Source organism: Sphingomonas sp. NPDC092440, assembly GCF_044754985.1.
Lineage (GTDB): Bacteria > Pseudomonadota > Alphaproteobacteria > Sphingomonadales > Sphingomonadaceae > Sphingomonas.
The window spans coordinates 1-24151 of sequence record NZ_JBIVQA010000003.1 but is presented as its reverse complement, the minus strand read 5'-3'; the positions used below and the strand labels follow the sequence as shown (position 1 = coordinate 24151).

The following is a 24151-nucleotide window of genomic DNA, read 5'->3' as shown; positions in this document are numbered from 1 at the left end:
GATGTTTCGCCTCCGGTCGATCATCGGCGGACGTCGAGCCCGCCTTCGTCGAACGCCGCCAGGTCCGCGCGCGTGAACAGGCTCGCGTCGCCCGGCAGCGAATGCTTGAGCGCCGTGAGCGCCAGGCCGGCCCGCGCCGCCGCTTCCGCATCGCCGCCGCTCTCGATCAGGCCGTGCAGCACGCCTGCGGCGAACGCGTCGCCCGCGCCGATGCGGTCGACGATCCCGGCGATCAGCACCTCGTCGGTCTGGTAGCCGCCGGCCCGCGTATCGACCCGCGCCGAGACGCGATGGCTGTCCGCATCGTCGACATGCCGCGCGGTGTTGGCAATCGTCTGGAGCGTCGGGAAAGCCGCGAACGCCGCCTCCGCCGCCTCGCGTCGGCGATCGGCGCCGTCGCCCGAGAATTCCCGCCCGAGCAGCAGCGAGATGTCGCGATGGTTGCCGAACAACAGGTCGGCATGGCCGATCAGCCGAGTCAGCACCGCCTTGGGATCGCTGTCCCAGCTCTCCCACAGCTTCGCGCGGTAATTGCCGTCGAACGAGACCGGGATGCCCTTCGCGCGCGCCGCCTCGGCCGCGGCGATCGCGGCGGTGGCGGTGTTGTGGCCGAGCGCCGGAGTGATGCCCGACAGGTGCAGCCGCGTCGCCCCTTCGAGCAGCGCGTCCCAGTCCCAGGCCTCTGCCGGGCGCCGGGCGAACACCGACCAGGCCCGGTCATAGACGACCTCGGACGCGCGCAGCCCCGCGCCGGGGGTCAGGAAATACAGGCCGAGCCGCCCGGGCTCCGCCACCACGGTCGAGGTGTCGACGCCGCGCCGGCGCAGCTCGCCGATCACCGCGCCGCCCAGCGGATTGTCCGATACGGCGGAGATCATCCGCACCGAATGGCCCAGGCACGCCAGCCCCGTGGCCACGTTCGCCTCGGCCCCGCCGACGTTCACGTCCAGCTTCGGCGTCTGGAGCAGCAGCTCGCGCCCCGGCGGCGAGAGCCGCAGCATCAGCTCGCCGAAAAAGGCAATGCTCATCGCGCCAGCCACCCGCCATCGACCGCCAGGATATGGCCCTGGACATAATCCGCGGCCGGGGAAGCGAGGAACACCGCCGCGCCGCCCATGTCCGCCGGATCGCCCCAGCGGCCGGCCGGGATGCGCTCCATGATCGAGCGGTTGCGATCCGCGTCCGCCTGGAGCGCCGCCGTGTTGTTGGTGGCGATATAGCCGGGCGCGATCGCGTTCACGTTGATGCCCTTGGCCGCCCATTCGTTGGCGAGCAGCTTGGTCAGCCCGCCGATGCCCGACTTGGACGCGGTGTAGCTGGGCACGCGGATGCCGCCCTGGAAGGTGAGCATCGAGGCGATGTTGATGATCTTGCCCCGGCCCTGCGCCACCATGTGCCGCGCCGCCGCCTGGCACAGGAAGAACACCGACTTCAGGTTGGTGTCGACCACCGCGTCCCAGTCCGCCTCGGTGAAATCCAGGCTGTCGGCGCGGCGGATGATGCCGGCATTGTTGACCAGGATGTCGAGCCCGCCCAGCTTGTCCACAGTTTCGTCCACAACCCTGTCCACAGGCGCGATGGTCGAGAGATCGGCCGAGACGATCTCGGCGCGGCGGCCGAGCGCGCGGACCTTCTCCACCGTTTCCTCGGCCGGCGTGCGGCCGACGGCGGCGATGTCGGCACCCGCGGCGGCGAGCGCCAGCGCGATGCCCTGGCCGATGCCGGTATTGGCGCCGGTGACTATGGCAACCTTGCCGGAGAGATCGAAGGGATTGGTCATGTTCACTCCCACCCTCACCGCCTTCGCTCCCCTTCCGCGGAGCGGGAGGGGTCGGGGGAGGGCATGAAAAACGGGAGTGCGCCGCATGCGATGCCACGCCCTCCCCCAGCCCCTCCCGCAAGCGGGAGGGGAGTTAGAAGACTTACGCCAGCTGGCAGATATCCAGCACGTTCATATCCGTATAGTCCTGGTTCTCGCCGGCCATCGCCCAGATGAAGGCATAGGCCTTGGTCCCCGAACCCATATGGACCGACCAGGGCGGGCTGATCACCGCTTCCTCGTTCTGGACCACGATGTGCCGCAGCGCATCCTCCTGGCCCATATAGTGGAACACACGATCCTTCTCGAGATTGTCGAGCTCGAAATAGAGATAGATCTCGCTGCGGCGCTCATGGATGTGCGGCGGCATGGTGTTCCACACGCTGCCCGGCTTGAGCACCGTCAGGCCCATGACGAGCTGCGCGCTGTCGCACACGCCCGGGATGACGAGCTGGTAGATCGAGCGCTCGTTCGATTCCTCCAGCGTGCCGCGGTCCAGCCGGTTGGCGTCGGCAATGCCGAGCTTGCGCGTCTGGAAGCCCTTATGCGCCGGGCACGAGACCAGGTAGAAGCGCGCGCCGTCGCCCGAGAAGGTCACGTCCTTGGCGCCCATCGTCACGTACAGGCAGTCCTTGTTGCCCAGCGTGAAGACTTCGCCGTCCACCGTCACGGTGCCTTCGACGCCGCTGATGTTGACCACCGCCAGCTCGCGGCGCTCGAGGAACGGGTGCCCCGCCGCCGAGGCCGGCTCGGTCTGGTCGGGCAGCTTCACCGAGCCGCCGGCCACCGCGACGCCGCCGATCACCATGCGATCGGCATGGGTATAGTTCAGCACGCACTCGCCGGCGCGGAACAGGTCGGTGATCAGATAGCGGTCGCGCAGTTCCTCGTTCGAGACGCACTCCATCATGTCGGGGTGCGTGGCGTAATAGGTCCGGTCGAACATGAATGCTCCGTAGGTTAGGCAGCGGCGGCGACGGGCGCCGGCGCGGGGTGATCGAGCTTGTACGCTTCGCGCACCAGCCCGTTGGTCAGTTCATAGGCCAGCTCCGCGGCTTCCCAGTCGAGCAGCCGCCCCTCGGCGACCAGCCGCGCGAGGAAGCCGCAATCGATCCGCCGCGCGACATCGTGCCGCGCCGGGATCGAGAGGAAGGCACGGGTGTCGTCGTTGAAGCCGACGGTGTTGTAGAAGCCGGCGGTCTCGGTCACCTGCTCGCGGAAGCGGCGCATGCCCTCCGGCGAATCATGGAACCACCAGCTCGGGCCCAGCTTCAGGCACGGATAATGGCCGGCCAGCGGCGCCAGCTCGCGGGCATAGACGGTCTCGTCGAGCGTGAAGAGGATGATCGAAAGGTCGGTCGAGGTGCCGAACCGGTCGAGCAGCGGCTTCAGCGCATGGACGTAATCGGTGCGCATCGGGATGTCCGCGCCCTTGTCACGGCCATGGCTCGCGAACAGCCCGCCATTATGGTTGCGGAAGGAGCCCGGATGGATCTGCATCACCATCCCGTCCTCGGCGCTCATCGCCGCCATCTCGGTCAGCATCTGGGCGCGGAACAGCTCGGCGTCCTGCGGCGTCCAGCTGTCGGACAGGATCGTGCGGAACAGCCGCTCGGCCTCGTCCTTGCCCAGGTTCGCGGTCGCCGCGGTCGGGTGGCCATGATCGGTCGCGGTGGCGCCGGCGGCGCGGAAATCGGCGCGGCGCTTGCGGTGGGCGGCGAGATAGCCGTCCCAGCTGTACACGTCCTCGCCGGTCTTCTCGGCGAAGATCCGCATCGCGCCGGCGAACTGCTCATGCTCGACGTCGATCACCGCATCGGGGCGATAGGTGGTGACGACGCGCCCGGCCCAGCCCGAGGCACGGATCGCATGGTGCGGCGACAGATCGTCCTGCGGGCCCTCGGTGGTGGCGAGGAAGCCGATGTTGAACCGGTCGAACAGCGCGCGCGGCTTGAACGCGTCGGTCGCCAGCTTTTCGTTGATCGTGTCGTAATAATGATCGGCGGTGCCGGCATCGAGCGCCACGTCGAAGCCGAACACCGCGCCGAACACATGCCCAAGCCACATCGCCGAGGGGGTGCCCCGGAAGAGATAGATGTGCTCGGCAAAGGTCCGCCACGCTGCGCGCGGATCGGTGGCCGGCATGCCCGCCTTGCTGGGCACGCCCAGCGCGTCGAGCGCCACGCCCTGCGAATAGAGCATGCGATAGATATAGTGATCCGGCGAGAGCAGCAGCTCGGTGGCGTTCGACCAGTTGGCGTTGGTGGAGAACCAGGTCGGATCGGTGTGCCCGTGCGGGCTGATGATCGGCAGCCCGGCCACTTCGGCATAGAGCGCGCGGGCAATCTCCCGCGTGCGGTCCTCGGCCGGGAACAGCCGGTCGGGATCGAGCTTCAGGGGCCGGGCCATCGTCCAGTCCTTCCGTTACGCGACATCGACGCGCGCCAGGCGCGGCGAAAGCAGGTGAATCGAAAGCAGCGCCAGGAAATATGCCGCACCGGCGACGATGAAGAGCGGCGCATAGCTGCCGATCGCATCGAGCACATAGCCCGCATATTTCGAGAACACCATGCCGCCGACCGCGCCCAGCGTGCCGCCGATGCCGATCACCGAGCCCACCGCGAAGCGCGGCACGGTGTCCGAGGGAATGGTGTAGAGCGTCGCGGAGAAGCTCTGGTGCGCCGCCGCGGCCACGCCGACCACGAACACGCTGAGCCAGAGATTGCCGTAGAAGGTGGTGAACATCACCGGCAGCACGAAGCAGGCCGAGATCAGCATGGTGAGCTTGCGCGCCTTGTTCACGCTCATGCCGGTGCTCATCAGCTTGCCCGAGAGCCAGCCGCCCGCCACCGAGCCGACATCGGAGATCAGGTAGATCGCGCCCAGCGCGATCGCCGCCGTGGGCGAATCCCAGCTGGTCAGGTTCAGGCCATATTCCTTGCCCAGCCAGCTCGGCAGCCAGAACAGGTAGAACCACCAGATCGGGTCGATGAAGAACTTGCCCAGCGCGAAGGCCCAGGTCTCCCGGGTGCGGAGCAGCTTGCCCCACAGATTCTTCACCTTCACTTCGGGATCGGCCGGATCCTGGGTGATATAGGCCAGCTCCGCCGCGCCCACCTTGGGATGGTCGGCGGGCTTGTCGCGGAAGATGGCGAGCCAGGCGACCAGCCAGATCACGCCGAAGATGCCGGTGATCACGAAGGTCATGCGCCAGCCGACGGCCGGCACCATCGCCCAGATCAGCAGCGGGGTAAGGATCGCGCCCACGTTCGATCCGGCGTTGAACAGGCCCACGGCAAAGGCGCGCTCCTTGGCCGGGAACCAGTCCGCGACGGTCTTCACGCCGGCCGGGAAATTGCCCGATTCGCCGATGCCCAGGCCGAAACGGGCCATGGTGAACTGCATGACGGTGTGCACGCCGCCATGCGCCACGTGCGCGATCGTCCAGATCACCACCGCGATGGCATAGCCGAAGCGCGCGCCGATCGCGTCGACGATCTTGCCGAAGGCGAGATAGCCGATCGCATAGGCGGCCTGGAAATAGAAGACGATGTTGGCGTAGTCGGTCTCGGTCCAGCCGAGTTCCTTCGACAGGTCGGGCTTCAGCACCGCGATCATCTGCCGGTCGACATAGTTGATCGCGGTCGCCGCGAAGAGCAGCCCCACGATCACCCAGCGATAGCGCCCGACGCGCGAAACCGCGCCGGAGACTGCCGCCTCTCCCTTACTCGCCATCATCCCTCTCCCTCGTCTCTCTCGATCGCGTTTCGCGACTCAATTCTCAGGCGGCGTGGATGCCGACGATACGGCACCGGACGCTGTAGTCATTCGCGAACCGCGCCTCCACCAGCTCGCCGACGCGAACGGGATGGACGCCCGTGACCGCGCCGGTGGAGATCCACTGGCCCGGCGCGAGCGGCAGCTGCCGGTTGGCGGCAAGCTCGAACAGGAAGCGGACGGCGCCGAACGGGCCATCGAGCATGGTGCTCGCGGTCGCCTCGCCGGCCACTTCATTTTCGATTGTTAGCGCTACCGGCCACTCGAGGAAATCCGTGCCGCGCGGAATTTCCGCGCCGACCACCAGGCCGTTGTTGTTGCCGAAGTCGGAAACCGTCACCGCCGGGCCGTGCGCGTTGATTCCCGCAAAGGGCGAGCTGGCGACCTCGATGCCGACATGGACGGCATCGACATATTCGGCGACTTCCGCATTGGTCCACGGCCGGTCGAAATCCTCGGGGAGCGCGCCCAGGCGGAGCAGATATTCGGCCTCGCCGGCGGCGAAGCCCCGTTCGAACACCGGCATCTCCGGCACTTCGCCATTGGCGGCGGTCACCACCGAATCGGCGAAGATCGGGCCGGTCAGCCGGTTGGTGCCATAGGTCGCGTCGAGCGGCGCGGGGATCTTGCCCACTTTCCATCCCGCGATCCGGTCGCCGAACAGCGCGATCGCGCGTTCCTGGATGCCATATGCTTCCTCGAGCGTACCCGGCAGCTCGCCGGGATAGTCGGTCAGCGCATTTCCTGCCTGTCGGGCCGCGACAAATGCTTGGGCGATGGCCTCGGCCGGTTCCCGTCCTTCGATCAACTTGAAATTCCCCATGTTCCCGTCGCGTGAGGGCCGCCCGCCATGTCCGGCCCGCGCACGCGCAAGCCGTCGCCCGACATCGCCGTCCCTTCCCGCTTCGCCTGCCCGGGAACCGCTCGCCTCCTGCGGTCCAGGGCTATGGGAGAAGACAGGCCGGAACCGGTGCCGGGCCATGTCGAGTAACTTGCGCGCGATCTCCTCTCCGAAGTCCTGCGTCCGGCTTTGCGCGGTTCCGCAGGTGTCGCGCTGATGCTACCGGTGTCAGGTCGGCGCGTCAACGCACGTCAGGCGAGATGATCGACCAACGCGCCGTTCACCCGCACATTTTCCAGCCTCAGCCCCTCGGTATGCCGGATCACGCTGGGCTGGGTGACGCCGTCGAAGCTGCAGTCGCGCAGGGTGATCCCGGTCACCGGCGCGCCGGCCAGGCCCTGGCTGTCGAGCACCCGCACTGCGTTCTTCGCGTGCAGCCGCTCGATCACGACGTTGCGCAGCTGCGGCACGAACGGTCCGTTGGCGCCTTCCTCATAGTTGAAGTCGCAGGTCACCGCGGCGCGGCCGACCTGGCCCACCGCCAGGTTGCGATAGTGGAAATTCTCGAGCAGCCCGCCGCGCAGCGCGTTGTTCTTGAAGCGGATCGCGTACCACAGGTCCGGCGAATCCATCACGCAGTCCTCGGCGAAGATCCAGCGCGCGCCGCCCGAGATCTGCGATCCCACCACCACGCCGCCATGCCCCGCCTTCATCCGGCAGTTGCGGATCAGGATATTCTGCGCGGGCGCGGCCAGGCGCCGGCCATCGGCGTTGCGCCCGGAATTGATCGCGATGCAATCGTCGCCGGTGTCGAAGGTGCAGCGCTCGATCAGCGCGCCGTCGACCGATTCGGGATCGCAGCCGTCATTGTTCGGGCCGTGCCCCAATATGTCGAGCCCGCGCACGATCAGGTTGCGGCAGAGCACCGGATGCACTTGCCAGAACGGCGCGCCGCGCAGGCGCACGCCCTCGATCAGCACATTCTCGCAGGCATAGGGCTGGATGAAGGCGGGGCGCAGGAAGTCGCCGTCGCCGAACACGCGCTTCTCCACCGGCACCTTGTCCTCGGCCATCCGGAACAGCCGCGCCCGCGCCTTGCGCTGGTCCGGCATGCCTTCGCGCCAGCCATGATCGGTCGCACCGCCCCAGGGGCCCTTCCATGCCCACCAGTGCCGGGCGCTGCCCTGCCCGTCGAGGATGCCCGCGCCGGTGAGCGCGATGTTCCGCTGCCCGCGCGCATAGACGAGCGGCGAATAGTTCATCAGCTCGATGCCTTCCCAGCGGGTGAAGACGATCGGATAGTGCGCGGGGTCGGTGCTGAAGAGCAGCGTCGCGTCGCGAGTGACGTGCAGGTTCACGTTGGACTTCAGATGCACCGCCCCGGTGAGGAAGCGCCCGGCCGGCACCACCACCCTGCCCCCGCCCGCGGCGGCGCATGCCGCGATGGCGGCGGCGATCGCATCGGTGTTGAGCGTCGTCCCGTCACCCTTCGCTCCGAACCGAGTGACGTCGAAGTCGCGTGCCGGGAAGACCGGCGGCTTCACGGTCCGCGCGATCGCGGCGGCGCGCATCCAGGGATCGGGATCGGGCGCGGGCGCGGGCGCGGGCGCGGCCGCGAAAGCGAGTCGCGGTGTCAGCCCCAGCACTGCCCCCGCGCCGAAATTGTGCAATATGTCGCGGCGTGCGATCATCGCCCTCTCCCCAGTTCGTATCCCGGTTTTCGCATCGGCATTTTCTGACACCGGTCACCAGGAAGCTGTCGCGCACCCGCCTTCGCGTCAAGCGGACATGCCGCCGAAACCAGAAAGATATTGTCACCGGTGTCAAGCGCCGCCATGCTGGACGGGAGAGACGGCGCAGACCGTCCCGTTCGTTCAGAGAGGCAAGTCATGATCCGCACCTCCACCAGCATCGCCCTGGCATGGGCGCTCGCGCTCGCCGCGAACCCCGCCGCAGCCCAGAACACGGACGATCGCCTGCTCTTCCGCGCCTCGGGCGACAGGGACGGGACGGCGGAAAAGGCCGGCGGCGATGCGGTCCCCAATTTCCAGACCAGGGTGACCAGCGTGCCCGACGGCGCGATCGGCGGCGCCTTTCGCTGGGCGGACGACGGCTACATCGCCTGGAACGCGCCGGGCAACATCCAGGCGCAGCGCGGCACCCTCTCCTTCTTCTGGCGCTCGCGCGAGCCGGTGGGCGAGGCGCCCTTCGTGATCTTCCGCGCCGGCTATGCCGATCATTCGAGCTGGGACATGGCGTTCCTGCGCATCGACTGGAACGGCCATGGCTTCGACGCCTTCGTGACCGATGCCAACCTGTCGCGCGTCCGGGTCTCGTTCAAGCTGCCCGCCAATCCCGCCCCCGATGCCTGGCAGCACATCGCCTTTGCCTGGGACGAGAGCGTCGGCGTGCGGCTCTTCGTCGACGGCAGGGAAGTCGCCCGCAAGGACCAGAAGGCCGATCTCGATACCGGGCTCGACCAGTTCGGCATGGCCGGCCGCGTGATGGCGCCGCACCAGGTGCAGAGCCGCTACAATTTCATGCGCGGCAGCGATCTCGACGAGATCCGCGTCTATGACCGCATGCTCGACGCCGCCGGCGTGGCCGCGCTTGCCGCCAAGGCCGAGCCCGCCCCCGCCCCGGCCGCCGACGAAGCGGGCAAGCGGGCCGCCTGGCTCCACCGCTTCGGCTGGGATGCCGCCTCGCCGCCGGTGCTCGCCGACAAGGTAACCCGCGTGCGCAAGGTCGAGTTCGCCGATGCGAAGGACCTGAAGGAATGGATGTGGAAGGGCGTGGACGGCATCGCCGAGACGACCTGGCCCGGTGTCTATAATCGCTCCAAGCTCCCCGGCCGCGACGATTATTTCGAGCTGCCCGACTGGAACGTCTATGTCGAAGGCGGCAAGACCTATACGCTGACCGTCCCCGCCGCCGAGAAGTTCAACCGCGTCGAGATCCGCGGCGCCGCCTATGGCGCGCTCGACTATGGCGCGGACGGCGCCAGCTTCCGCAACCTGGCGAAACGCCCCCAGGGCGTGGTCCGCAGCGTCACGTCCCTCGGCACCGCGCAGGGCGGCACGCTCCGTTTCACCAATGGGATGCAGGAGCAGCCGATCCAGGAGATCTGGGCCTATGACGTCGGTGCCGCGAGCGAGCCCGAGGGCAGCTTCAAGCTCAGCTACACGGTGAACGCGCAGGTCTCCGCCGATCTCGCCGCGCTCGCCCCGCTGAACAAGTTCATCCGCGGCCGCTATCCCGCCGACGAGCGCAACACCGTGCTCGCCCTGCCCCCCGGCGCCGGTTCGGCCGCCGCCGGCGCGGGCAGCGCCGCCTCGACCGGCGCAGCCGCGCATGTCGAAGGCGCCATGCCGATCGTCCATGTCCTGATCCCCTCGGGCTTTGGCGACGCCTTTCCGGGCCGCGCCCTCGCCCGCGCCTGGAACTATGGCTGGGAGAACAGCCGCGACGGGCTCGACGGCATCGCGATCGACCTTCCCGCACTCAAGGTCGCGCCCGGCAAGGACGGGCTGATCCCGCTCAACATCAGGGTGAAGGACCCGATCTGGCCGGGCCGCGACATGATCGACCTGTCGGTCTCGGTCCGCCCGGGCGAGGCGCGCACGCTCTGGCTCGACCTGCGCGACCGCATCCTCACCAATGACAGCCTCTATCTCGCCATCGCCTCGGCCGCCGCCGATTTCGGCCCGGCATCGCTCGACGGCATGAACGTCCGCCTGGTGTTCAAGGACCGCGCCGCCGCGCTCCCCGAGCACGTCGCCGACCGGTTCAACCAGGTTAAGGACAATTGGGGCTTCCTCGTCGAGGAGCACACCGCCTCGAAGCGTGCCGCCATGTATGCCCGGGTCTTCGCCGATATCGGCGACCTGCTCCGCGTCGATCCCGACCATGTCGAGGGCCGCCGCTACTGGGCCGATATCAGCTACGGCGCCCAGAACCTGCCCGCGTTCAAGCAGCCCGAAGCGCCCGCCGGCGTGCCGCTCTGGGCCTTCCGCCAGCTCGAGGATCTGAAGATCACCCGCCAGTTCGTGAACTGGTGGATCGACAATCGCCAGGTTCCCTATGGCGATTTCGGCGGCGGCATCTCCGACGATACCGACCTGACCCAGCAATGGCCGGGCCTGGCGCTGATGGGCGTCGATCCGGACAAGATCAACGCATCGCTCCGCGCGCTCTCGGACGCGGTCTATCGGAACGGCATGATGGTGAACGGCCTTGGCCATATCACCACCGACGAGCTGCACGCGTATGAGGAGGGCATGAACTCGGACGCCGAGCGGCTCTATCTCAACTGGGGCGAACCGCGCGCGGTCGAGCGGCTGATGGCGACGGCAAAGGCGCTCAAGACCGTCATCCTCCCCAACCCCGCCGGCCATCTGCACTTCGCGAGCAACTGGTACGGCGCGCGGAAGATGTACCGCGAGGGACCGTTCGAGTGGCAGAAGCCCTATAGCTGGGTCGTCCTCCACGCACCGACGCTGATCGGGCTCTACAACGGCAATCCCGACGCGCGCGGCCTGATCACCGGCACCGTCGACGGCCTGCTCGCCCATGGCAGGCAGGACGCCAGGGGGAACTGGAGCTGGCCCAACGAAATCAACTGGCGCACCGATGCCGAGCGCGCCGGCGATGGCGGCGGCGCCTCCACGCCGCTCCAGGCGGCCTGGGCGGCATATCGCTTCACCGGCGACGGGAAATATCTGGCCCCGATCCTCGCCCGGGTGGGCAAGAGCGGCCCCGCCTCGGTACAGGACATCAACGAGAATGTGATCAAGCTGCTCGGCACCGGCACGGACTGGGCGAAGACGCTCGCCGGCAAGGCCGGGAAGGGCGGGGCCTTCGAGCAATGGGCCGCCTGGGACGCGAGCGGCGACACGCGATATCTGGAATCGCTCCACGCCGCGGCGATCGCGGACAAGTCGCAGCGCCAGTACATGTATACCGAGGGCCATTGGTGGTCCGACCGGGTCGACCAGCCCAACGAGATCCTCCAGCGCGAGCGGCTGGGCGGAATTGCGCTGCGCCGCAACCAGACCTGGCCGGGCAATACGGTGAGCTGGCGCTTCGACGACCCGGAAGGCGCGCTCAAGACCGCGATCCTGATGCCCGGCGCAACGCCCACGCACTTCAAGGTGATCGCCTACAATACCGGCGGCACGCCGCAATCGGCCGAGATGTCGACCTGGAACGTGACTGCCGGCGAATGGGAGATGGTGACGAACGGCACCACCACGCCGCTCCGCCTCGAACGCAGCGCCGCGACCCGCGTCACCTTCGCGCCGCATGCGACGACCGAGATCGAGTTCATGCTGAAGACGGCGGGCGAGGACGTCGCCGCGCGGCCGGACCTGGGCATCGGCAGCGATGACCTGGTGGTGAAAGGCCGCCGGATCGCGGTCACGGTGCATAGCCTGGGCGCCAGGGATGTGCCGGGCGGCACGCTCGTGATCGAGGACGAAGCGGGCAAGGCATTGGCGACCGCCGCCATACCCGCCCTCGCCGCGCCGACCGATCTCGTGCCCAGGACCGCCACGCTGCGCCTCGCACTGCCCCCGGGCGCCGCCCGCGTCCGCGTCGCGCTGCCGGGCGATGCCCCGGAAGTGACGCTGCGGAACAACCTGGTGCCCCTGCCCCGCTGAACCGGAGGACCGCGATGCATCGCCGCCAGTTCCTCGCCGCCGCCGGCGTCGCCGCGCTTCCCCGCGCTGCCCTTGCCGCGCCGAACCGCGACGCCGACCTGCGTGCCGCGCTCGACGGCCTGGCGATGCTCGACACGCCCGCCGCGAAGCTCGCGCGGCTGCGGGGCTTCGATCCCCTGTCCCTCTCGCCCTCGGCCCGGCTCGACCTGGAGACGGTGCGCGCCGGTCTCGCCGTCGACGCCGCGCTGCTCCGCAGCCTGCCCGTGGGCCGGCTGGGCCGCTCGCCCTATGCCGTCGCCCCCAATGCCGGCGCCTGGCGCGATAAGGCACCCGATCCCCATCCTATCGAAGCCGAGAATGCGCAGATCGCGGCGGACGCCCGGCGCGGCGTGATCCTGCCGGCGCCGCTGCTCGAAAAGACCCGCTCCGGCGTCATCGCGGCCGCCGGCAGGGCGACGGGTCCCGTCGCGGCGGCGCTCGCCGGCCAGGCCCGGCTGCTCGGGGAACTCGCCCCCCGCGCCCCGCAGGAGCCCGGCACCAGCCGCTTCCCCGGCGGCGCCCGCTATTTCGCGCTGCTGCTCGAGCGGCACTATGGCGCCGCCATCGACCCGGCCGAGGCGCATCGCCGGATGCTTGCCATGGCCGAAGCGCTCACGGCCCGCGCCGATGCCGTGCTCAGGCGCCTGGGCTATTCCCAGGGTTCGGTCGGCGCCCGGATCAGCGCCGCGTTCAAGGATCCCCGCTTCCTCTACGGCGACGACGATGCCGGCAGGAATCGTGCGGTGGCCGATATGAACGCCGCGCTCGCCACCGTCCCCGCGCGCCTGCCCGCGCTGTTCGGGCCGTTGCCGCCCGAATGCCTGAACGTGTCGGCGCTGAGGATGACGCCGCAGGAAGAGGCCGAGGGCAAGCAGGGCTATCGCACCATCCCCGCCCCCGGCGTGGCCGGCGCCTATTTCCCCGACCTCGCGCGCATCCGCGACCGCCCGTCCTGGACGTTGCCCGCCGTCGTCCATCACGAGCTGCTGCCCGGGCACATGATCCAGCTGCCCATCGAGGCGGCCGCGAACCCGCATCCGCTGCGCATCGAATATGTCCCCGCCTTCGCCGAGGGCTGGGCGATCTATGCCGAACAGCTGATGGCGGATCAGGGCGCCTTTGCCGGCAACGACCATGCGCTGCTCGGCCATTTGCACTGGCTGCTGTTCCGGATCGGCCGCGGGCTGGTTGACACCGGTGTCCATATCGGACAAGAAACGCTGGCACAGACGAGCAGCAAGCTCGCGACACTGCAGGGAGAGGCGGCTTATTTCGCGCCGATGGCGCAGGATATCGAGCGAATCTGCATTGAACCCGCCATGCGCGCCGCGGAGGCGCTCACTTGGCTCGGGCTGGCCCGTCTGGGCTCCGTCGCGCAGCGCAACGGACCGGAATCGCTCAGGAAATTTCATCGTAAGCTGCTCGCCGACGGGCGCAGGCGCTTCGCGATGATCGCATAACGGCGGGCGAGAGCCGGCCGAGAAACCATAGAGAGCTGGCGCAAGCCGGCCGGAATGCCGGGCAAGCCGCAGCGGCGGCGCGACCCGGAGACACTGATCATGGGAGAATTGGGATGCGTAAAGGGATTTTGAGGCGGAATCTGTGGTGCGCCGGCGCCTCGCTGGCCGTGATCGCCGGTGCCGGCATCGTGACCCCGGCGCTGGCGCAGGAGGCGCAGGACACGCAGGCGGCGCCCGCCGCCACCGGCGTGCAGGAGCAGGACCAGGGCACTGACGGCGCCATTGTTGTCACCGGTTTCCGCCAGTCGCTCCAAAAGGCGCTCAACCTGAAGCGCGAGTCGGTATCGTCGGTCGACGCGGTCGTCGCCGAGGACATCGCCAAGTTCCCCGACCAGAATCTCGCGGAGTCGCTCCAGCGCATTCCGGGCATCTCGATCCAGCGCGACGCCGGCGAGGGCCGCGCGATCACCGTTCGCGGTCTCAGCGCGCAATTCACCCGCGTCCGCCTCAACGGGCTCGAGACGGTCGCCACTTCGACCGACGGCGCTTCGGCCAATCGCGACCGGGCATTCGATTTCAATGTCTTCGCTTCCGAGCTGTTCACTTCGCTGGTCGTGCACAAGACCGCCGAGGCATCGCTCGACGAAGGCTCGCTGGGCGCGGTCGTCGATCTGAACACCGGCAACCCGCTTGCCGGCAAGGCCGGCTTCACCTTCGTCGGATCGATCCAGGGCAGCTATAACGACCTGTCCAAGAACTGGGGGCCGCGCGCGGCCGGCCTGCTCTCGTGGAAGTCGCCCGACGGCACGCTCGGCGCCTCGGTCTCGGCTGCCTATTCGAAGACCGACAATGTCGAGCTTGGCAACAATTCGGTGCGCTGGGCCCAGGCCGCGTTCGACTCGGTCAACGGCACGTCGTGCTTCGCCACGCCCAATTCCGGCAATGGCTGGCTGGGCAATGCCGCCTGCACCAAGGCCGCCCTCGCCTTCCATCCGCGCATCCCGCGCTACGGCATCGTCGGGCATGATCGCGAGCGGCTCGGCGTGACCGGCAGCGTCCAATGGGCGCCGAGCGACGCCACCAAGATCTCGATCGACGGCCTCTATTCGCGGTTCAAGGAAACCCGCGAGGAGAAGTGGCTGGAAGTGCTGGCCCGCTCGAACGAGCGCGCGATGGACATCGTGAACCCGGTCTATGATTCCAACAACAACATGATCTCGGCGACGATCAACGACGCCTGGGTTCGCACCGAACATTATCTGCGCAAGTCCGATACCGAATTCTACCAGCTGGGCGGCACCTGGGATCAGGATCTCGGCGACAGCTTCCGCTTCACCCTGCTCGGCGGCTTCTCCAGGTCGAACGCCGACATCCCGGTCGAGACCACGCTGATCCTCGACGATCGCGACGCGCAGAACTATCGCTACGACTATACGGACATGAAGCGCCCGGTGCTCACCTTCGGCACCAGCGTCACCGATCCCGCGAACTTCCAGCTCGCCGAGATCCGCGACCGCCCGTCGAACGTCACCAACAAGTTCCGCACCGCGCAGCTGCGCACCGAATGGGACGTGACCGAAGGCTTCCAGATCAAGTCGGGCGCGATGTATCGCCGCTTCGATTACGCAGTGAAGGCGTTCCAGCGCGATACTGCGGTTTGCGGCAATGGCGGCCTCGATCTCGTGCTCCGCACGATCACCTGCTCGCCCAGCTCCGCCTTCGGGCCGAGCGCGGTCTATGGCTTCCAGGCCACCCCGGCGCTGACCGAGCTGGTCAATCTCGGCAATGCCGGCCAGCCGGCGGGCACCACCACCAGCTGGGTGGTCGCGAACATCGATGCGGCCGCCAGATATACCGGCCTCTACAATCGCCCGCTGGCGCTCGACGTCGGCAACAACCGCTCCGTCATCGAGGAAGTGAAGGGCGGCTATCTCCAGTTCGACGCCAAGGGAGAGCTGCTCGGGCTGCGCTACGCGCTCAACGCCGGCATCCGCTATGCCTCCACCTCGCAGACCGCGACCGGCATCAACGGCACCACGCCGGTCACGCTGAAGCGGACCTATGGCGACTGGCTGCCCGCGGCCAACCTCGCCCTGTTCCCGACGGAGAAGCTCATCCTGCGCGCCGCCATCGCCGATGTGATGACGCGCCCGACGCTGGGCAGCCTGACGCCGGGCGGTTCGGCCGATGGTTTCAACTATCGGGTCAATTTCGGCAACCCGAACCTCGATCCCTATCGCGCCACATCCTACGATCTTGCGGCCGAATGGTATTTCGCGCCACAGTCGATCTTCTCGGTCGCGCTGTTCAAGAAGGACGTGAAGAGCTTCCCGGTCAGCCGGACCCTGACCGAGCAGACCTTCCTGTCGACCGGCCTTCCCGCCAATGTGCTCGCGGCATCCTCGCCGGCGTTCCTGGATCCGGCCAGGCTCGCCATGCCGATCTGGACCGTGGTGACCACGATCAACGGCACCGGCGCTTCGCTCAAGGGCGCCGAAATCGCGATCCAGGCGCCGTTCCGCTTCCTGCCGGGCTTCCTCAAGAACTTCGGCGGCATCGCGAACGCGACCTTCATCGATTCGACCGCGACCTATATGCAGTCCGCACCGGGAACCGCGGTCAGCGCCACCGGCACGATCGCGCTGCCGAACCTGCCCTTCAAGTCGACGCTCTACGGCGTGTCGAAGCGGGCGTTCAACGCGACGCTCTATTATGAGGACAAGAAGTTCAGCGCGCGCGCCTCGGTCAGCTATCGCGGGCCCTATGTCGATGCGGGCTCGGGCACGGGCAATGTGTTCGAAGGCTATAACGCGATCACCAATGTCGACGCCTCGGTTCGCTACAAGCTCACCGACTGGATCGAGCTGTCGGTCGAGGGCACCAACCTCACCGATGCCTATCGCGACCGCTACACCGACACCGCCGCGAACCGGAACTACGAGTATAATCATTTCGGCCGCACCATCCTGTTCGGCGCGCGCCTGAAACTCTGATCGCCTCCGCGACCACTGCGGGGCCGTCGCATCGTCCGATGCGGCGGCCCTTTCTTGTCGGGGATCAGGCCGCCAGCGCTGCGTCGCGCCGCTCCACCGCACGCGCTTCGCCGCCGCGGAACAGCAGGATGCAGGCGGCCAGCGCCGCGACCGTTGGCGGCAGCGCATAGGCGGCGCGCACCGCCAGCAGGGCATCGGCCTGCCCGGGCTCGCCCGGCGCGAAGCCGGCCCAGCCGAGCGCCCCCAGCGCCGCGGCCACGCCCAGCCCCATGGCCAGCCGGAGCGTGACGTTGAAGAGCGCATAGCGGCTCGACGCCCAGCGCTGCCCCTGCTCCACTTCGCGCCGGGTGATGTCGCCCACCATCGCGCGCAGCAACATATAGTCGACCCCGAAGACCAGGCTCCGCGCGATCAGCCAGAGGACGAGCGCTGCCAGCCCGCCCATGGGCAGCAGCAGCGCCAGCGGGGCCACCAGCGCCTGCCAGCCATAGCCGGCGAGCAGCACCCGCCGCTTGCCGAAACGCCGGCTCATCCGCGCCCAGAAGGGCAGCAGGACGAGCGGCACCACGCCCTGGACGAGCATCAGCGTGCTTCCCCAGCCGGGCAGCGCCAGCGCCTGCTCGACGAAGAACAGGAAAGTGCCGGCCGCGGCGGCGTCGGCCATTCCGACCAGCCCGTAGAGCATCAGGATGCGCCGCATCTCGCGCGTGCGCAGCATGCCGGCGAACAGCGCGAAGGGGCTGGCGACGCGCGCGATCGCGGGCGCGTCCGGCTCGCGGATCCGCCGGAGGACCAGCGCCACCGTGATCGGCGCGAGCAGCACGATCGCCGCGCCCAGCGCCCCCACCTGCGCCGCCCGCCCCAGCCCGAAGCCGCGCTCGAGCAGGCTCGGCAGCACCAGGGTGACGATCATCCCCGCCATCGCCACCCAGACCTTGGCCCCCATCACCCGCACGCGCTCATGCGCGTCGCGCGACAGCTCCAGCCCCCAGCCGCCATGGGGCGTGGCGATCAGCGTGTAGCCGAGATGGAAGACCAGGCTCCAGGCCGCGAGCGTCGCGATGCCGGTGCCGGGCACCGCCCAGAACAGCCCGAGCGCGCCCAGGCCGACCAGCGGCGCCCCCAGCGCCATCCATGGCCGGCGCAGGCCGAAGCGCGTCGGAAACCGGTCGCTCGCCCAGCCGATGCACGGATCGATCAGCCCGTCGAACAGCCGCGCGGCGAGCAGCAGCATGCCCACCGCCGCGATCGGCAGCGCCAGCGTCGTGGCGAAGAAGGCGGGAAGATAGGTCCGCCAGGCCAGTTCGATCGCCTGGAACAGGATGACCGGGGAAGAGAAGACGAACAGGTCCACCCGGCTCAGCCGCTCGGTTCGACTCGCTCCGATATCCCCGCTCACCCACCCCCTCTGGCCGAGGGGGATGACAAATATGCGACCGTCAGCCGCCGCGCAGGAAGGCCAGCAGCGCTTCGGTCTCGGCCAGGCCCGCCGCCTGGCGCTCGCCATCGGACAGTCCCCGATGCGCATTGCCCTGGCCGATCGCGAAGCTCGAGAAGATCGCCGCGTCGAGCGGGCCGATCGGCCGGTCGCGGCCGATCATCGCCTGCAGGAACAATCGCGAGGTGCGCCCGCGCAGATAGCGCAGCTGCGCGGCGAAGGGCGCCAGCGCCGGATCCCGCATCGCCGCCATCATCAGCTCGGAAGTGGCCAGGCGGAACTCCTCCGCGCCCGGCCGCTCGCCAAGCCGGTCGAGCATGGCCCGGCCGTTGCCATCGGCCGCCGCCGCAAGCTCGGCCTCGAGTTCGCCGGCCGGCACGTTGCGGCGATAGATCGCTTCGAAGGCCGATCCGAGCAGTTCGGCGCTCGTGCGGAACTTGTGCGAGACCACGCCGAGCGTCAGCCCCGCCTCCGCCGCCACCGCGCGATGCGTCACCCCGGCCACGCCGCCCCGCGCGACGATCGCCGCCGCCGCCTCGGCAATGCGTTCGGCAGTCTCGTCGCGCGCCTCGGGCAACCGTGCGGAACGCTGGGCGCAGCCGCGCGCCATGTCGCGCCAGGGCCCCGGCCCGGCCAGGCTGCCGCCCAGCCAATTGCCCCAGCCGCGGCACAACTCGTCCAGCGCGGCGCGATCCACCGAGCGGCGCCAGCGCATCATGTGCAGGAAGCTCTCGCCGTCGAACAGCCGTTCGGTGATCGTCGCGGTGCCGGGGATGCCCAGCCGGTCGCAGACATGGCGCCAGAACCCCGCCCAGAGCGTCCGCCAGCGCTGCGCGGCCGGGCCGTACCGCGGATCGCGCGCGACCAGCAGCTGGCATTCGCGCCACGCAAAGGCCAGCCCGCGCTGCCCCTCGCACCAGTCGTCGATCAGCACGGCGAGCAGGGCCGGCAGCGACTCGGCGCCCGCCGGCACGTCGGCAAGCTGGTCCAGCCGCGCGCCGCACCATTCCGCCGCCAGTGCCTGGGCATGTTCGTGCGCACTCACATACAAACGTTCGAGATCACCAAAATGGTGATAAATGGACGAGGCCGGCAACCCCGTCACCTGCGCCAGGCCGCGCGCGGACACCGCAGCCTGACCACTCACTTCCCAGGCACTTAGCACTGCGGCGATCCATTTCTCGGCACTTCCACTCGCCTTGCCGGCAGCTGCGATCCCCCGACCGGACATCCGCTTCTCCCCCTTCTCGCGCCCATGCCAATGCCGGAATGCACAGCTCCATACAAGCGTCACAGAAGATACATACAATCGTTCTAGTTGACCGCTCGTCATCAGCTTTTGGGGGTCATCATGGAACTGAACGTCAAGCACCGGTTGCGCCTGTCAGCCCTGTCGGGAGCCGCCGCGTCGGCGCTGCTCCTCGCCCCGCCCGCCTTCGCCCAGCAGGCCGATACGACCAGCATCGTCGCGGCGGACGAACAGGATCAGAGCGGCGGCCTTGGCGAGATCGTCGTCACTGCCCAGCGCCGCGAGACCAATCTCCAGAAGACTCCGATCTCGATCGCGGTGCTGAACAGCGCGGCGCTGGAGAACCGGCACGTCCAGACCCTTGCCGACCTGGCCGACGGCTCGGTCCCGGGCCTGCGCGTCGCCCCCTTCTTCTCGCGCACCTCGGCGCTGGTCATCGGCATTCGCGGCGTGGGCTTCCTGGGCGACGCCAACCAGCCGGCCCGCGAGCAGGGCGTCGGCGTCTATATCGACGGCATCTATCTCGGTCGCGCCCAGGGCCTGGGCACCGCCCTGTACGACATCGAGCGCATCGAAGTGCTCAAGGGCCCGCAGGGCACGCTGTTCGGCCGCAACACCGAAGGCGGCGCGATCAGCATCGTCACGAAGAAGCCGAGCGGCGAGTTCCATCTCAATGCCTCGGCCGGCATCGCCAATTTCGGCGGCTACGAGACCGCGCTGCACCTCGACCTGCCGCGCGCGGGCAATATCAGCCTGAAGTTCGACGGCGTGATCCAGAAGCGCGGCGGCACGATCGACAACCCGATGGCGGGCCAGCTCGACTTCAACAGCCATGATCGCCGCGGCGCGCATGTCGCCGCGCTGTGGGAGCCGAGCGACAAGTTCAGCGCGCTCTGGCAGTTCGACGTCTCGCACGACGAGAGCTCGCCTTATTATCTCCAGCTGCTCCGCAAGGGCAGCCTGCCGCTCGCGCCGATCGTCAAGCTCCAGCCCGAGCGCGCCAAGGCCGGCAATGTCGGCGTGCCGCTCCAGCCCAGCGTCGGCGACACCACCGGCATGTCGCTCCATCTCGACTGGAAGCTGGGCGACGGCATCCGCGCCCGCTCCATCACCAGCTATCGCACGCTGACCCAGAGCCAGTATGACAACGGCTCCGCGATCCTCTCGGTCTTCGCGCCCAACGGCAATTTCGCGCGCTACAGCATCGCCAATTTCGGGCAGCGCCAGTTCAGCCAGGAGGTGCAGCTGCTCGGCGAGCTGCCGCGCCTCAGCTTCGTGGCCGGCGCCTTCTATTACAGCGAGCATGTCGGCGATAACGCCTTCGCGCCCAACACGCTCAAGTTCAATGCGGACGGCACCGACTATAGCGTGCTGCCCGCGCCGGTCTCGGCCACGCGCTTCCCCGATCGCGCCAGCATCGCCCGGACGAACAGCGCGGCGGTGTTCGGCCAGTTCACCTACACCCCGGCATTGCTCGGCGACCGGCTGCACCTCACGCTCGGCGGCCGCTATTCGCACGACAAGAAGACCGGCGAGCTCGACAAGGTCAACGGCGCGCTGCCGGTGGTGAACGGAGTCAGCGCGGTGGTGCCGATGCGCGTCACCTCGGATCGCGTCGATCCGCTGGTCAACCTGTCGCTCGACGTCGCCGACGGCGTGATGCTCTACGGCAAATGGAGCACGGGCTATAAATCGGCCGGCGCCAATTCGCGCTCGCTCACCTATCGCGGCTTCGGCCCGGAAGCGGTCTCGGAGTTCGAGGGCGGCGTGAAGGCCAGCTTCCTCGACAATCACGCCCGGCTGAACCTCGCCGCCTATACCGGCACCTACAAGGACGTGCAGATCGATTTCAACGCCGTGATCCCCGGCTCGAACCGCGGCACGCTGGAGACGACGAACACCGCCGGCAAGGGCCGGATCTCCGGCTTCGAGGCGGAACTGACGGTGATGCCGGTCACCAACCTCACTTTGTCGGGCACCTATACCCGCCAGCACATCCGCCTGCCCGAAGCGCCGAACCCGTTCGTCACCGGCAATCCGCTGGTGCCGGTCTATCCGATCTTCGCGCCGAAGAATTCGGCGAGCGGATCGATCGACTATCGCGTGCCGATGGGCGCGGCGACGCTCGTCGCGCATCTCGACGGCAACTATGCCTCGAGCCAGTACAGCTCGACCAGCGATCCGACGAAGAGCGACCCCTCGTTCATCGTCAACGGCCGCCTGGCGCTGACGGACATCGCGCTGGACGAGGGCGCCGCGCGCCTCGAGCTCTCGCTCTGGGCCCGCAACCTGCTCGACAAGCAGTATCTGTACCTGCGCAACACCAGCGCGGCGCTCGGCACCTATGGGATCTTCAACGATCCGCGCACCTACGGCCTCACCGGCACCGTCCGCTTCTAAGGAGAACCGACATGCGTATCCCCACTTCCGTCCGCGTGATCGGCCTTGCGGCGCTCGCCGCCGCCGCGGTGCCGCTCGCGGCCAACGCCCTCCAGCAACAGGCCCCGGCGGCGCAGGGCGAGAATGCGCGGCTGCTCCCGCTCCAGGGCGGGCAGAATTTCCGCGATCTCGGCGGCTATCGCACCCGCACCGGCCGCACGGTGCGCTGGGGCGTGCTCTATCGCTCGGGCTCGATGCATTTCCTGACGCGCGCCGATTTCGACTATCTCGCCGGGCGCGGGATCCGCACCGTATGCGACTTCCGCAGCACCGGCGAGCGCAGCACCGAGCCGGTGGTCTGGCCGTCCGGCAAGGCGCCGCGCGTGCTCGCCGACGACTATGTGATGGACACCCGCGCGCTCGCGCCCCGGGCCGATCACCTGCCCACCGCCGCCGAGGCCCGGGCGACGATGACCGCGACCTATCCGCAGCTGCTGAAGCAGTTCAACGGCCAGTACCGCCGCATGTTCGGCGAGCTCCTGGCCGGGCGGGTGCCGCTGGCGTTCAACTGCACCGCGGGCAAGGACCGCACCGGCGTGGCGGCCGCGCTGGTCCTCACCGCGCTCGACGTGCCGCGCGAGACGGTGATCCAGGACTATCTGCTCACCAACAGATATTTCGATCCGCGCAAGGTGGTGCGAGCGGACGACCAGGCCTCGCAGGCCTGGCGCAAGCTCCCGGCGGACGTGCTCAAGGCCTATATGGCGGCCGATCGCGACTATATCGAAGCGGTGTTCGCGGTGATGGACAAGCATCGCGGCGGCGTCGCCGGCTATCTGAACGACGCGCTCGGCCTCAGCCCGGCCAGGCTGGCCCAGCTGCGCAAGGCCTATACGCGCTAGGTTCGGCGCATATCCTTCCATCGTCACCCCGGCCTTGCGCCCGGGGTCCCGCTATCTCGCCAGCGCGGGAAGCAGCGGGATCCCGGCGCAAGGCCGGGGTGACGGTGAAAGATCAGATATTTGCTTGGGTGCTCAATCCAGGCACGGCACCTCGGCCGCCCCTTCGGGGCCATTCCGGCATTTCGATGGTACGGGTGGTCGGACTCGAACCGACATGTTGTTGCCAACGGCGGATTTTGAGTCCGCTGCGTCTACCATTCCGCCACACCCGCATGCCGATTGGCACGGGGCCATGGATCGACTTCGGACCCTATAGAAAGGCGCTTGCGGGATTTCCAGATGCTAAGATGCGATATGGCGAGCGCCCCGCCGGGCGCCCGCCATGCGCAAATGCCCTAGCTGAAGACGTCGGCTGCCTGCTCGACGCCGAACGGATCCTTGGGATCGTCGCCGAAGCGGTTCTCTCCCTTCGTCCCCGGCAGCACCATGAAGACCAGCACGATCAGCCCGCCGATATAGGGAATGAAGTTCAGCAGGCACAGCCAGCCCGTCTTGTCCTGGTCGTGGAAGCGGCGCACCTGCACGGCCACGGCGGGGATCAGGATGGCGAGATAAAGGAGAATCCCCACCACCACCCAGGCCGTCTCCGCGCCGTTCATCTCACCTGTCGTATAGGCACCGCCTCCGGTCGCCTTGCCGAGCACGACGAATGCGAGCGCCCAGGCGATCATCACCAGCGTCACGAACAGCGCGAACATCCAGTATTCGAGCCGCCGCGAACGGCCCGAGAAATCGAAATAGCGCCTGAGCGGCATAATCATCCAACGCATGCATTTCCCCTCTGAAAGCATCCCGGACGGGACGCCGGCATCTGGGCACAAGATCGGCCGGGATACAATCGGATCAGTTGCGCGGCGAAGGACGCCGATAGCGCAGCGCCTCGGCGACATGCAGGCGCTCCACCCCTTCGGGCCCCGCCAGGTCCGCGATCGTGCGGGCCACCCGAAGCACCCGGATATAGCCCCGCGCCGAGAGCCGCATCGCCTCGGCCGCCTGCGCCAGCAGCGTGCGCCCGGCCTCGTCGGGCGTCGCATGGCCGGCGAGCAGATCGCCGTCCGCCTCGGCATCGGTGCGCACGGGCGCACGCGGCAGCGCACCGACAGCATCGCCCGTGCCCGCCCCCCGCTCCGCCACTGCCGCCGAGCCCTCGGCCGGCCGGGCGAGCACCAGGTCCGCGGCAGTCACCGGCCGGACCTCGACGTACAAGCCGCTCTGGTCATGGAAGTGCAACGCGAAAGAGCGGCCCGCCTTTAACGTGATGAGCGGTTCCTGGAGGACTTATTACCTTCGGTCGCAAGGACGCGCGCGACCACCCAGTGAGCCGCTATTCCCCTCCAGAATTGTTCACGCACCGCCGCTCGCAGCGCCCGTCTGGACCATATCGCGTTACATTCGCGTACCAGCGACCGCAATGGCCGTCCGGGCGGTTTATGGGTTCACGACCTAGGTTGAGGACTCATTTAAGCCACGCGGTGATAAGGGCTACGAGAGCGATGGCAGCGAGGTAGTTTGTGGCATGCCGGTCGTATCTGGTAGC

Annotated in this window: 15 protein-coding genes, 1 tRNA gene and 1 pseudogene; 5 read left to right on the top strand and 12 right to left on the bottom strand. The window is 68.3% G+C overall.

Annotated features, from left to right (window positions below; genetic code table 11):
* Nucleotides 1–20: 20 nt before the first annotated feature.
* From ACIQCS_RS05445 to ACIQCS_RS05415, 7 genes are all read right to left on the bottom strand, one after another.
* Nucleotides 21–1028 carry a sugar kinase gene (locus ACIQCS_RS05445; RefSeq protein WP_345850975.1) on the bottom strand — a complete coding sequence of 336 codons (1008 nt, stop codon included), beginning with the start codon at nucleotides 1026–1028 and terminating at the stop codon, nucleotides 21–23.
* Nucleotides 1025–1780 carry a 2-dehydro-3-deoxy-D-gluconate 5-dehydrogenase KduD gene (gene kduD, locus ACIQCS_RS05440; RefSeq protein WP_345850974.1) on the bottom strand — a complete coding sequence of 252 codons (756 nt, stop codon included), beginning with the start codon at nucleotides 1778–1780 and terminating at the stop codon, nucleotides 1025–1027. The genes ACIQCS_RS05445 and kduD overlap by 4 nt, the downstream gene beginning before the upstream one ends.
* Before the next feature lie 142 nt (nucleotides 1781–1922).
* On the bottom strand, nucleotides 1923–2765 hold the full coding sequence (gene kduI / locus ACIQCS_RS05435; protein WP_345850973.1) for a 5-dehydro-4-deoxy-D-glucuronate isomerase: 843 nt from the start codon (nucleotides 2763–2765) through the stop codon (nucleotides 1923–1925).
* Between the two features lie 14 nt (nucleotides 2766–2779).
* Nucleotides 2780–4228, bottom strand: coding sequence for a glucuronate isomerase (uxaC, locus tag ACIQCS_RS05430; RefSeq protein ID WP_345850971.1), 1449 nt, complete (start codon nucleotides 4226–4228; stop codon nucleotides 2780–2782).
* A gap of 15 nt (nucleotides 4229–4243) precedes the next feature.
* Nucleotides 4244–5554 (bottom strand): MFS transporter, encoded by a 1311-nt coding sequence (locus ACIQCS_RS05425; RefSeq protein WP_345850969.1) that lies wholly within the window; start codon nucleotides 5552–5554, stop codon nucleotides 4244–4246.
* A gap of 46 nt (nucleotides 5555–5600) precedes the next feature.
* Entirely contained in the window at nucleotides 5601–6404 is an 804-nt protein-coding gene (locus ACIQCS_RS05420; protein ID WP_345850967.1) for a 2-keto-4-pentenoate hydratase, read from the bottom strand.
* Nucleotides 6405–6688: 284 nt separating this feature from the next.
* Nucleotides 6689–8128 carry a glycoside hydrolase family 28 protein gene (locus tag ACIQCS_RS05415; RefSeq protein WP_345850966.1) on the bottom strand — a complete coding sequence of 480 codons (1440 nt, stop codon included), beginning with the start codon at nucleotides 8126–8128 and terminating at the stop codon, nucleotides 6689–6691.
* 198 nt (nucleotides 8129–8326) lie between these two features.
* On the opposite strand from ACIQCS_RS05415, the gene ACIQCS_RS05410 reads away from it, so the two are divergent.
* From ACIQCS_RS05410 to ACIQCS_RS05400, 3 genes are all read left to right on the top strand, one after another.
* Nucleotides 8327–12094, top strand: a complete 3768-nt coding sequence (locus ACIQCS_RS05410; RefSeq protein WP_345850964.1) for a LamG-like jellyroll fold domain-containing protein — start codon at nucleotides 8327–8329, stop codon at nucleotides 12092–12094.
* A gap of 14 nt (nucleotides 12095–12108) precedes the next feature.
* The gene (locus ACIQCS_RS05405; protein WP_345850963.1) at nucleotides 12109–13593 is read left to right on the top strand and encodes a DUF885 family protein; all 1485 of its coding nucleotides are present in this window, start codon (nucleotides 12109–12111) and stop codon (nucleotides 13591–13593) included.
* Between the two features lie 113 nt (nucleotides 13594–13706).
* The gene (locus ACIQCS_RS05400; protein ID WP_345850962.1) at nucleotides 13707–16586 is read left to right on the top strand and encodes a TonB-dependent receptor; all 2880 of its coding nucleotides are present in this window, start codon (nucleotides 13707–13709) and stop codon (nucleotides 16584–16586) included.
* A 64-nt stretch (nucleotides 16587–16650) separates the two neighbouring features.
* Here the strand turns inward: ACIQCS_RS05400 and ACIQCS_RS05395 are convergent, their stop codons facing one another.
* Together ACIQCS_RS05395 and ACIQCS_RS05390 are read right to left on the bottom strand one after the other, a co-directional pair.
* The gene (locus ACIQCS_RS05395) at nucleotides 16651–17985 is read right to left on the bottom strand and encodes an MFS transporter (RefSeq protein WP_345850961.1); all 1335 of its coding nucleotides are present in this window, start codon (nucleotides 17983–17985) and stop codon (nucleotides 16651–16653) included.
* Between the two features lie 40 nt (nucleotides 17986–18025).
* Nucleotides 18026–19255: a TetR/AcrR family transcriptional regulator gene (locus ACIQCS_RS05390; protein WP_345850959.1), complete on the bottom strand. Its 1230-nt coding sequence runs from the start codon at nucleotides 19253–19255 to the stop codon at nucleotides 18026–18028.
* A gap of 120 nt (nucleotides 19256–19375) precedes the next feature.
* Here ACIQCS_RS05390 and ACIQCS_RS05385 point away from each other — a divergent pair, with 120 nt between their 5' ends.
* Nucleotides 19376–21673 (top strand): TonB-dependent receptor, encoded by a 2298-nt coding sequence (locus ACIQCS_RS05385; RefSeq protein WP_345850958.1) that lies wholly within the window; start codon nucleotides 19376–19378, stop codon nucleotides 21671–21673.
* A gap of 11 nt (nucleotides 21674–21684) precedes the next feature.
* On the top strand, nucleotides 21685–22554 hold the full coding sequence (locus tag ACIQCS_RS05380; RefSeq protein ID WP_345850957.1) for a tyrosine-protein phosphatase: 870 nt from the start codon (nucleotides 21685–21687) through the stop codon (nucleotides 22552–22554).
* Nucleotides 22555–22740: 186 nt separating this feature from the next.
* On the opposite strand, the gene ACIQCS_RS05375 is transcribed toward ACIQCS_RS05380, so the two are convergent.
* The 3 genes and pseudogenes from ACIQCS_RS05375 to ACIQCS_RS05365 form a co-directional block, all read right to left on the bottom strand.
* A tRNA-Leu gene (locus ACIQCS_RS05375) sits at nucleotides 22741–22826 on the bottom strand.
* A 123-nt stretch (nucleotides 22827–22949) separates the two neighbouring features.
* Nucleotides 22950–23384 carry a DUF805 domain-containing protein gene (locus ACIQCS_RS05370; RefSeq protein ID WP_345850940.1) on the bottom strand — a complete coding sequence of 145 codons (435 nt, stop codon included), beginning with the start codon at nucleotides 23382–23384 and terminating at the stop codon, nucleotides 22950–22952.
* A 73-nt stretch (nucleotides 23385–23457) separates the two neighbouring features.
* A pseudogene (locus ACIQCS_RS05365) lies at nucleotides 23458–23832 on the bottom strand (ATP-binding protein); the annotation flags it as partial.
* Nucleotides 23833–24151 lie beyond the last annotated feature (319 nt).

What these genes read in the sequence shown, in the direction of transcription:
- ACIQCS_RS05445 (WP_345850975.1), bottom strand. Translation starts at nt 1,028, where the DNA reads ATGAGCATTGCCTTTTTCGGCGAGCTGATGCTGCGGCTCTCGCCGCCG.
- kduD (WP_345850974.1), bottom strand. Translation starts at nt 1,780, where the DNA reads ATGACCAATCCCTTCGATCTCTCCGGCAAGGTTGCCATAGTCACCGGC.
- kduI (WP_345850973.1), bottom strand. Translation starts at nt 2,765, where the DNA reads ATGTTCGACCGGACCTATTACGCCACGCACCCCGACATGATGGAGTGC.
- uxaC (WP_345850971.1), bottom strand. Translation starts at nt 4,228, where the DNA reads ATGGCCCGGCCCCTGAAGCTCGATCCCGACCGGCTGTTCCCGGCCGAG.
- ACIQCS_RS05425 (WP_345850969.1), bottom strand. Translation starts at nt 5,554, where the DNA reads ATGGCGAGTAAGGGAGAGGCGGCAGTCTCCGGCGCGGTTTCGCGCGTC.
- ACIQCS_RS05415 (WP_345850966.1), bottom strand. Translation starts at nt 8,128, where the DNA reads ATGATCGCACGCCGCGACATATTGCACAATTTCGGCGCGGGGGCAGTG.
- ACIQCS_RS05410 (WP_345850964.1), top strand. Translation starts at nt 8,327, where the DNA reads ATGATCCGCACCTCCACCAGCATCGCCCTGGCATGGGCGCTCGCGCTC.
- ACIQCS_RS05405 (WP_345850963.1), top strand. Translation starts at nt 12,109, where the DNA reads ATGCATCGCCGCCAGTTCCTCGCCGCCGCCGGCGTCGCCGCGCTTCCC.
- ACIQCS_RS05400 (WP_345850962.1), top strand. Translation starts at nt 13,707, where the DNA reads ATGCGTAAAGGGATTTTGAGGCGGAATCTGTGGTGCGCCGGCGCCTCG.
- ACIQCS_RS05390 (WP_345850959.1), bottom strand. Translation starts at nt 19,255, where the DNA reads ATGTCCGGTCGGGGGATCGCAGCTGCCGGCAAGGCGAGTGGAAGTGCC.
- ACIQCS_RS05385 (WP_345850958.1), top strand. Translation starts at nt 19,376, where the DNA reads ATGGAACTGAACGTCAAGCACCGGTTGCGCCTGTCAGCCCTGTCGGGA.
- ACIQCS_RS05380 (WP_345850957.1), top strand. Translation starts at nt 21,685, where the DNA reads ATGCGTATCCCCACTTCCGTCCGCGTGATCGGCCTTGCGGCGCTCGCC.
- ACIQCS_RS05370 (WP_345850940.1), bottom strand. Translation starts at nt 23,384, where the DNA reads ATGCGTTGGATGATTATGCCGCTCAGGCGCTATTTCGATTTCTCGGGC.